12 protein-coding genes are annotated in these 8,817 nt (G+C 39.3%); 7 read left to right on the top strand and 5 right to left on the bottom strand.

Features of this window, described 5'->3' with window-relative positions; all coding sequences use genetic code 11:
* Nucleotides 1-340 precede the first annotated feature (340 nt).
* From hemF to psb29, 3 genes are all read left to right on the top strand, one after another.
* Complete coding sequence (gene hemF / locus FJR04_RS19340; protein WP_168497764.1) at nucleotides 341-1,387, top strand: oxygen-dependent coproporphyrinogen oxidase; 1,047 nt, start codon at nucleotides 341-343, stop codon at nucleotides 1,385-1,387.
* A gap of 299 nt (nucleotides 1,388-1,686) precedes the next feature.
* The gene (locus tag FJR04_RS19335; RefSeq protein ID WP_168497762.1) at nucleotides 1,687-2,058 is read left to right on the top strand and encodes an STAS domain-containing protein; all 372 of its coding nucleotides are present in this window, start codon (nucleotides 1,687-1,689) and stop codon (nucleotides 2,056-2,058) included.
* Nucleotides 2,059-2,153: 95 nt separating this feature from the next.
* The gene (gene psb29 / locus FJR04_RS19330) at nucleotides 2,154-2,861 is read left to right on the top strand and encodes a photosystem II biogenesis protein Psp29 (protein WP_168497760.1); all 708 of its coding nucleotides are present in this window, start codon (nucleotides 2,154-2,156) and stop codon (nucleotides 2,859-2,861) included.
* Nucleotides 2,862-2,933: 72 nt separating this feature from the next.
* Here the strand turns inward: psb29 and FJR04_RS19325 are convergent, their stop codons facing one another.
* Nucleotides 2,934-3,296: a phage holin family protein gene (locus FJR04_RS19325; protein ID WP_168497772.1), complete on the bottom strand. Its 363-nt coding sequence runs from the start codon at nucleotides 3,294-3,296 to the stop codon at nucleotides 2,934-2,936.
* A 553-nt stretch (nucleotides 3,297-3,849) separates the two neighbouring features.
* Here FJR04_RS19325 and FJR04_RS19320 point away from each other — a divergent pair.
* The 4 genes from FJR04_RS19320 to psaI all read left to right on the top strand — a co-directional run bounded on the left by FJR04_RS19320 (nucleotide 3,850) and on the right by psaI (nucleotide 7,786).
* Nucleotides 3,850-4,719, top strand: a complete 870-nt coding sequence (locus tag FJR04_RS19320) for a hypothetical protein (RefSeq protein WP_168497758.1) — start codon at nucleotides 3,850-3,852, stop codon at nucleotides 4,717-4,719.
* A 2-nt stretch (nucleotides 4,720-4,721) separates the two neighbouring features.
* The gene (locus tag FJR04_RS19315) at nucleotides 4,722-4,970 is read left to right on the top strand and encodes a hypothetical protein (RefSeq protein ID WP_168497756.1); all 249 of its coding nucleotides are present in this window, start codon (nucleotides 4,722-4,724) and stop codon (nucleotides 4,968-4,970) included.
* A 180-nt stretch (nucleotides 4,971-5,150) separates the two neighbouring features.
* Nucleotides 5,151-7,481 carry a hypothetical protein gene (locus FJR04_RS19310; protein WP_168497754.1) on the top strand — a complete coding sequence of 777 codons (2,331 nt, stop codon included), beginning with the start codon at nucleotides 5,151-5,153 and terminating at the stop codon, nucleotides 7,479-7,481.
* 164 nt (nucleotides 7,482-7,645) lie between these two features.
* A complete protein-coding gene (gene psaI / locus FJR04_RS19305; protein ID WP_168497752.1) occupies nucleotides 7,646-7,786 on the top strand; it encodes a photosystem I reaction center subunit VIII in 141 nt (46 codons plus the stop codon).
* A gap of 187 nt (nucleotides 7,787-7,973) precedes the next feature.
* Here the strand turns inward: psaI and FJR04_RS19300 are convergent, their stop codons facing one another.
* The 4 genes from FJR04_RS19300 to psbE form a co-directional block, all read right to left on the bottom strand.
* A complete protein-coding gene (locus FJR04_RS19300) occupies nucleotides 7,974-8,093 on the bottom strand; it encodes a photosystem II reaction center protein J (protein ID WP_168497750.1) in 120 nt (39 codons plus the stop codon).
* A gap of 119 nt (nucleotides 8,094-8,212) precedes the next feature.
* On the bottom strand, nucleotides 8,213-8,332 hold the full coding sequence (locus tag FJR04_RS19295; RefSeq protein WP_015081482.1) for a photosystem II reaction center protein L: 120 nt from the start codon (nucleotides 8,330-8,332) through the stop codon (nucleotides 8,213-8,215).
* Between the two features lie 9 nt (nucleotides 8,333-8,341).
* Entirely contained in the window at nucleotides 8,342-8,479 is a 138-nt protein-coding gene (gene psbF / locus FJR04_RS19290; RefSeq protein ID WP_010997987.1) for a cytochrome b559 subunit beta, read from the bottom strand.
* Nucleotides 8,480-8,488: 9 nt separating this feature from the next.
* Nucleotides 8,489-8,737: a cytochrome b559 subunit alpha gene (psbE, locus tag FJR04_RS19285; protein WP_104386002.1), complete on the bottom strand. Its 249-nt coding sequence runs from the start codon at nucleotides 8,735-8,737 to the stop codon at nucleotides 8,489-8,491.
* Nucleotides 8,738-8,817 lie beyond the last annotated feature (80 nt).

Below are 8,817 nucleotides of genomic sequence, written 5' to 3'. Positions count from 1 at the left end.
GGTATTGTTAGAGTAGTTCCCTTTGCCATAGAGATTTGAAGACTTCTGGAGCAATGGTATTTGCCTGTAAACTGGTTCAGTAGCGACGCTCAAAGGTGTTGATGAGGAAGATGTGACTAAAGACTAAATAATTGTTAACATTTTTAGATCACAAATACTGGCGATAATCGAGTAAGTGCAGTTAGCAGCAAGTTGAAAGGAACTGTGTTGGTCACAACCTGAATATCTGGAATAATTTACGTCTGTGAACCAGAAGATGCCCACGTCCTTCGTTGCTGACAAATTTTGACACCAAAAATTTGTAATTGTTTGGAAATTGTAATTTTAGGTTCGGGAATTTATGTTAACCAACTCGCAAACCCCCACTATCACAAAGGAATCAGCTAATTTTCTACCGGGTGTCAATGCTCAGGCTAGAGTTAGTCAGTTTATGCAAAACTTGCAGCATGAAATTACCCAAGGTTTAGAAAAATTAGATGGTTTGGGGAAGTTTCAGGAAGATAGCTGGCAGCGTCCAGAAGGGGGTGGTGGACGATCGCGTGTACTGCGTGATGGTGCAATATTTGAACAAGCAGGTGTAAATTTTTCGGAAGTTTGGGGTTCTCATTTACCCCCTTCAATTTTAGCCCAGCGTCCAGAAGCTGAAGGACATGGCTTTTATGCAACGGGTACTTCTTTGGTGTTGCACCCACGAAATCCTTATGTGCCTACAGTCCATTTAAATTATCGCTATTTTGAAGCTGGTCCTGTTTGGTGGTTTGGTGGTGGTGCTGATTTGACACCTTATTATCCCTTTGCTGAAGATGCTAAACATTTTCATGAAACTTTAAAACAAGCTTGTGATCAACATCATCCTGAATATTATCCTGTATTTAAGCGCTGGTGTGATGAATATTTTTATCTGAAACATCGCGGTGAAACACGGGGAATTGGTGGTTTATTTTTAGATTATCAAGATGGTCAAGGTTCTATCTATCGCGGTCCAGATCCCAATGGGGATGCGGCTATGTATAGTAATCAGATAGACAAATTACCGCCCCGCACTTGGGAAGATATATTTGCTTTGGTTCAAGACTGTGGTGCAGCATTCTTACCAGCTTATGCACCAATTGTAGAACGTCGGCATGGCATTGAATATGGCGATCGCCAACGTAATTTCCAATTATACCGTCGTGGTAGATATGTAGAGTTCAACTTGGTTTATGACCGAGGCACAATTTTTGGACTCCAAACTAATGGACGCACAGAATCAATTCTCATGTCTTTACCACCTCTAGTGCGTTGGGAATATGGCTACCAACCAGAACCTAATTCTCCTGAAGCTGAGTTGTATGAAACTTTCCTCAAGCCTCAAGATTGGATAAACTGGAAACTAACCCAACAATAGGCAAGGGAGCAGGGGCAAGGGAGCAGGGAACAGGGGGAAAAAGGGTTTCAGCCCTATTTACTTTTCTCCACGCATTTTGGTTATATCACGTCCACCGACTTTGCTAATGAGTTTGGTATTGGTTAATTACCGTATCCAATCCATTATTTCTTTTTTTTACTCAGTAGTCAGTTATTCGCGCTAAACACCATTACAGTAAGCTACACTAAGATTCAAGTATCATCCTTGGTGAATTGGTTGATACTTACTCACTTTGTGAGTTTTTTGATTAGCAAATATTAGCAAAAAGTATTGGTTCAGTGATTAATATAGATCAGCAAACCTTTACAACTGAAGACGGTCATACCGTTATGGTATTGACACCTGTGGGTCGCTTAGATATTACTACTGCTTGGCAATTTCGTCTAAAGCTCCAGGAATGTATTTCTAAACACAGTCCTCATGTTGTTGTCAACCTTGGCCAAGTAAATTTTATTGATAGTTCTGGACTAACTTCCTTAGTAGCTGGAATGCGTGATGCTGATAAGGTTCAGGGCAGTTTTCGCATTTGTAATGTTCATCCAGAAGCCAAGCTGGTGTTTGAAGTCACAATGATGGATACAGTCTTTGAAATCTTTGATACTGAAGAACAAGTTTTACAGACTCCACCTCGGAGTTTAGCTAGTCAATAGGATTTTTAAACTCCTTTTTGATCTGACCGTCACGAATTAGGTCTTATTGGTTCATACTAGAAAACAAGAATACGTCTCTCTTAAATATTTTCTTTGTGAATAACGTCCGTACAGTATCTGATACAAAAAGAACCTTCTACACCCTTCATACCAGGCCGATTAACACTATTTACCGCCGGGTAGTTGAAGAATTAATGGTAGAAATGCATCTGCTATCAGTCAATGTTGATTTTAGCTACGATGCGATTTATGCCTTGGGCGTTGTCACAACTTTTGACCGCTTTATGGAAGGCTATCAACCAGAACGGGATCAAGAGTCAATTTTTCAAGCAATTTGTCAGGCTGTGGAACAAGATCCCCACCGCTACCGACAAGATGCTTCAAGATTGCAAGCTTTAGCGGTTAGTCTACCCAGTAAAGATTTGATTGCTGGCTTGAGTCAAGCGACTTCCTTAGATCAAGATGCTGATTTGCAAAGGCAACTAGAGGCGATCGCCGCAAATTCCAACTTTAAATATAGTCGTTTATTTGGTGTTGGTTTATTTGCATTATTGGTACAGTCAGATCCAGAACTTGTCAAAGATGAGAAACAACGGACTGAAACATTAAAAGCGATCGCTAATGGTTTGCATCTCTCAGATGACAAACTCATCAAAGATTTAGAACTCTACAGTTCTAATCTAGAAAAAATGGCGCAAGCACTCATAGTCATGGCGGATATATTGTCAGCAGATCGGAAAAAACGCGATCAGCGTCAACAGCAAGCCAGCACGACCGCAGCACCATCCAGTACGAATGAATAATTTGTAAAGGTGATAGGTGATAGGTGACAGGAAGTAATTACCAATTACCAATCACCAATCACCAATCACCAATTACACACCTAGTAATTTGTAGATAATGTTATTGACAATAGTGAGTGCAAAAGCACCTAAAACAGCACTCCAAATACCGTAACGCAAGCGAAAACCATCTACCAACCAAGCAGCAATACTAAAACAAGCAACAGCAATCATGAAAGTGAAGATACCAGATAATAAGTTAAAGGTGGCTAAATCTGGTATGACAAACAACACTTTGAGAATTGGCTTAACTAATGCTGTAATAATACCTAAAACTGCGGCGGAAAAAATTGCCTTTTGTGGAGTATCAATTTCAACTCCCAAAGGTAATTTACTAATAATCCACAAGCTAAGAGCCGTGACTAACCAAACAATTAACAGCGTCACAATATCCATTGCCACAACCCCTGAAACGTAAATGGTGAATAGCTATGCTGTCCGAAGACATCGGCAATAAATTACCTGGTTAACTTGGTTTTTTGATGTGAAAATCTTTGTAGCTTAACCAATTATTTATAAATTAACAGGAGTTTCTTCCATAACTGGAATTTATTTTAGATATCTTTAGGTTTACTCTTTTCTGATTCAGAATTTAATTTTTAATTGCTGCTAATACTGTCTCAAAATCATACATAGCCCGATTGCAATTACCAGGTTTTTTAATTTTTAATTCCGTACCGCGGTACTAGTGAATATGCAAAACTCTTCAATGAATCATGGCAGATTGCTATAGATGTGCAGGCAGAACTCAGAAAAATCAGAACCCTATGGGAATAAATTCAGACTTGTGATATATATAAATACCAATAGGTCTAAAATTGAGTACAATTAATTAAGCAACCTCAGAACTTAACCGATTTGGTTGAGTCCGTATTCCCACTGAAGGGAGTTGCATTTTAACTTCTTGAGTTCTATAAACAAGCTTTCCTATAGCTTTTGAGAGCAGCTAATGGATAAAAATTTACATATTACAGCCGCAGCTATTTTAACAACCTTGGCGATCGCTGGATGTACGATAGGTGAAGACACTCCTACCGCTACTAATACAGCTAGTCCCCAGCCAATTGCCCAGCCGTCCGCAAATCCCCAAACACAAGCACAACCTTTTCAAAATCCTGTTATTTCTAGTGTACCTACCGCCCCTACGGCTCAGGCTGGTAACTTGACTCCACCTACTAACAGTACAGAAAGATTGGCTATAGTACAAAAAGGACGGACAGATCCTTTTGGACAAATTGTGCAGTCAATAGGAACTAATACTGCTTCAGCAACTAACAAGATAGAAGTTCCTAAATTACCACCTTTACCTACATCACCTAATACAAGACAAATCCCAGGAAATACGCCGACACCGAATAAAGCGCCGACTACTGCGCCAAAATCACCAGGAGGGGCAGCACAAGTACCCCAAAAGCCTAAACCACAAATACTTCTACCCAAGGTTTTACCTGGTGTTGTTCCTCCTATGCAACTCAAACCAGTAGTACCACCAATTCCACAACCGGAAACGGCTAGAGCAGTGGTTGTCAGTGGTGTAGTTTTAGTTGGTACAGTACCCCAAGCAATTATCAAAGTACCAGATGAGCCTACTAGTAGGTATGTAAAACCTGGACAAAGACTGGTTAATGGTGTGCTAGTAAAACGGATTGAAATGAATAAAGGTGACAATCCCATTGTAATTTTTGAACAGTACGGGATTGAAGTTGCTAAACAAGTAGGAGAACAACCAACTCAAGAATCTAAACCATCAACTACAGCTTCTGTAGGTAATGCTATTTCAGTCGTAAAACCACAGGAAAACTTGGTGGGAGCTTCATAGAGATGGAAGCACAGGAGCGAATAGAATTTCCTGGTTTACCTTTGGCTGTTTATAGGGAAATAGCGGCTCATCTCCAGCAGGTAATAGGGGTAGAAGTGGGATTAATATCCCAAACATCTTTAGAGTTTGATTATCACCAAAGTCAAATTTCTGGTTTATGGGTTTCGTGGCAATCAAACGCTAACGGGGAAAGCCGGGAAATGTTCAAGCAAATAGTGGCTTATTATCAAAATCGCTATGATCTTGCCTAATTTCCAGCAAAATTGGGGATGATCATTCTCCTACCCCATCAAAAAACAAAACAAAAATAAAATTTAATGGAACGCGGAAGTCTCCACCTTCAATGTACTCATGAGGTGGGGATGTTAAACTGACAAGCAAGTTAATAAAAAATATTAATGGGCTGCTCTTCGGTTTAGGCTTTACTTAGAATGGAAAACTGGCAATTTCTGATACAGAAGCAGGGCGATCGCACTTGGCGGACTCTAGAATCTCCCCATCTTAAAATTTTGGCGGGTAAGTACCGGGTTTTAGCTCGATCTTACTTAAGTAATATTGATATAGAAGTGAGGGTAATTCATACCTCAACCTTAGAGACTCCACCTAAACGACGTATTCTCAAGCGATCGCGACGCACGAATGCAGAAGGACTGATGGCCGTAATTCCTTTTACCTACTTTAAACCAGGAATTTGGGAATTACGGTGTTCTGGAGATGTGATGTCAGATATGCTAGGTAAATCCTGGCAACATACCCTAAACATTCAAGTATTACCCCAAGAAACTGGTATCGAGTCTCAACCGCAACTAGCTAATGAATCCGATTTAGAAGCAGATACGGGAGTAAGTTTAGTGATGAGTCACTCTACTCCAGTCTGGTTTAAAGGGGAAACAACAGAGCAGATTTTACAAAATTTATTAGATTTAGCCTTACCTCAAGATGAATCCTTACTAGAGGAGGAAACTATTGAGAATGCGCCTACACTACCTCCACCTTTATCACTAAATCTGACTTTAGATCAAGATACTTATGTTGCTAATTGGGGAGAAAATTTTATCATTCATGGCTATGTAGAAGTAAATGAGATAGAAAATCTAGAAGATGAAAGATTTGCAACTGGTGGAATTTGTCAACTCAGACTAGAAATTGCATTGCGATCGCCTCTAGAATCACGTATTCTTAATCGCCTACAACAGTCATTAACAAATCAATCCTTACCTTTTAATTTTAGTAGCCTCATTGATATTCCTTCTAAATGCGAATCTAAATTAATTCTGGCTGATATTAACTTATATGGTGCATTAGCCGATGTTAGTAAAGTGATTCTTTTAGCCAGCCATACTTTTACAATCACAGCCAATGTCACTGAATTATTAGCACAGCAAACTTCCCCATCAGATCCTCTAGACTTTCCACCAGAAAATAACCTTTCAAATAAACCAAAGCCCTCTGCAAATGTGGGATTAGAACTTTTCAATTTAGCCAAAACTCCCAACCTAGCACAGTTTCACATTTTCAAGCCTTCTGCAAATCAACCTTTACCCCCCCGAATTAAACCCCTAGTAGATGGGGAAGGTTTTTCACCAGAATTACCGACTTTACCTCACAATCCCACATCAGAAATTACTACTGAAGAAAAAGCACAGATAATCCCTCCTATAGATTTGAAAAAGTTGGTAATTAAACCAATAAATTCTACTTTTCCGTATTTAAGACGATTAAGAGTTAAGTCTCCCAAGGAAGAAATAGTTAACAATCAATTAATTATTGGAGACTTAGAAACTTCAGAAAAATCTTCACAGTTACCAACCGCAGTTCCTTCCATAGAAAAAGATGATAGTCAAGAAATTAATAAGTCTGTTATGGATGAAACCGAAATCTCTTATGCAGAATTAATAGCAGAGATTGTCGGGGAAGATGTCAAAAGTGAAGAATTAGATGTAGTTGAAGTTGAGGAATCTGCTCTAGTTTTCAAAAGTGAAGAATTAGAATTAGATGTAGCTGATACTCAGAACCATTCCCCCCTTCTACAACAATGGATGCAAAGTCAAGGAGGTTCTTTGACTGAAGCCAACTCGGAAGCATCTCCAGATCCTGATGATGAAGAGGAAACTGAATCTGTAGATATTGAGCAATTATTAAATTTAGATGGGGAAATAGCAACTCCAGAAAATCAGACTTTTGAGGAAATTCCTTTAGAAATTAATGAACCAGAAATAGTCAATTTACTGAATCCGATCGCAACTCAGCCTGTATGGTTGTCGGAAGAAATAGTTATAGATGATATTCCTGTAGAAGTAGATTCTGAGAGTCTAGGTAGTGAGGTTCGAGAAAATCACAATGATTCTCTCCCCCTAGAGGATCAAGTCGCAGTTGATTCCTCTCCTGTGATCATTGATTCTTTACCAACTCCTCAATTGTTTGTACCAGAGGGTGAGCTTGTTGCGGGTACATCTGTAACAGTGCGGGTAGAATTACCGAAAGTCTCATCTTCGGTGGCCGTGAAGTTATGGGTTGAAGATTATCAAACTCGTAGTTTACTAGATGGTCCCCATATCCTGCCAGATTTGCGTTCTAACGCCTGGGGCGGAGGAGAAACGGCAATTTCCTTAAAAATTCCCTTTGGCTGCTTAGAAATCCGTTTAGCGGCGATCGCTCTCAATCAGACTACCCAACAGGAAAGTAACAAAGTTACTATCATCAGGACAGTTATTCCCCCTGATTTACCAACTATACAACTAGATGAACTGCTAGGAATTTAATGGAATGCGGAAGTCCCGACCTTCAATGTACTCATAAGGTGGGGATTGTGAGTGGGGGTTTCTGATGAAGCTGTGTTAAAAATCTTAAGAATTTAGCAAATTAGGTAAGATTTTGCAGTAAGCTCAATTTGAATTGTAGTAAGACTTTACAGGACTTTATCATCATGTCTAGTTCATTTTTGCCTACTATCTTGGCTTACTCTTCCTTTTTACCTTCTATTCTTGTTCCCTTTACTGGCTTAGTTTTACCAGCAGTAATTTTCGCGTTTTTATTTTCATACATTGAACGCGAAGATATTGCTTAATTAAGCTCTGGGTAATTGGTTACTTAGTTTTCTCACCAGTTACCTATGTTATGAACAACAAAACCGCCCATCTTTTTGAGATAGGCGGTTTTTATGTAGATTTTTGAAGACGGAGTTCAGAATCAATCAATGATTAAGCAAAAATCAAGTCTTTTGTAATTCTAATTACTTTCCTCTTCCAGTCGCATTACATTGAAGAACCAACTCCTGCGTAAGCTCCATAAAAGAAAATACCTACAACAGTGATTACACCTAAACCTGCAATCGTAGCGACGACCCACAGGGGAATTCTTCCACTTCCTGACACAGTTTCTCCTCCCTTAAAAATAAATCAACAGATTTGTTAGTCGTTAGTCATCAGTTGTCAATTGTCAATTATCAATTGTCAATTATTAGCTAACCAGCAACTGACGTTAAAAAGCCCAGTTAGTTAAAGAAGTAACTGGAAAATAGAATTCCTAGAACGAAGACTAATAGAAGTCCCAGGTAAAGAGAGGTACGGTTTAATTCAACCGGTTGTTGATTAGGATTAGGCGTTCTTTCCATGATTAACTCCTAGCGTTGAATAAACTGCATTGAGGCGATCGCGCCCAAAAAGAATACAGTAGGGACAGCTAAGGTATGAACCGCGATCCATCTGACTGTAAAAATGGGATAGGTAACTGGTTGATTGATGTTATTACCGCTAGTCATGATGTCAAATTACTTTCCAATAAATGTTTTTACTTGGTTTTTTGCGTCAAAACGATTGCTCACAATTGGCACTTCTTGACGAACTTGAGTAAAATACTCATTAGGACGGGGTGTGCCAAATACATCATAAGCCAGACCAGTGCTGACAAATAACCAACCAGCCACAAACAAAGCGGGGATGGTGATGCTGTGAATTACCCAGTAACGAATACTGGTGACAATGTCTGAAAACGGACGTTCTCCAGTGGTACCTGCCATTTTTATTTCACTACCTTGTTAAAGAGTATTATTGAGTTTATTATCCTACAAAGATAAGACAAGAGTAACAACTTGCAACT

Origin of the sequence: Anabaena sp. UHCC 0204, from assembly GCF_009711975.1 — a bacterium.
Classification (GTDB): Bacteria; Cyanobacteriota; Cyanobacteriia; order Cyanobacteriales; family Nostocaceae; genus Dolichospermum.
This window is presented reverse-complemented; position numbering and strand designations above follow the sequence as displayed.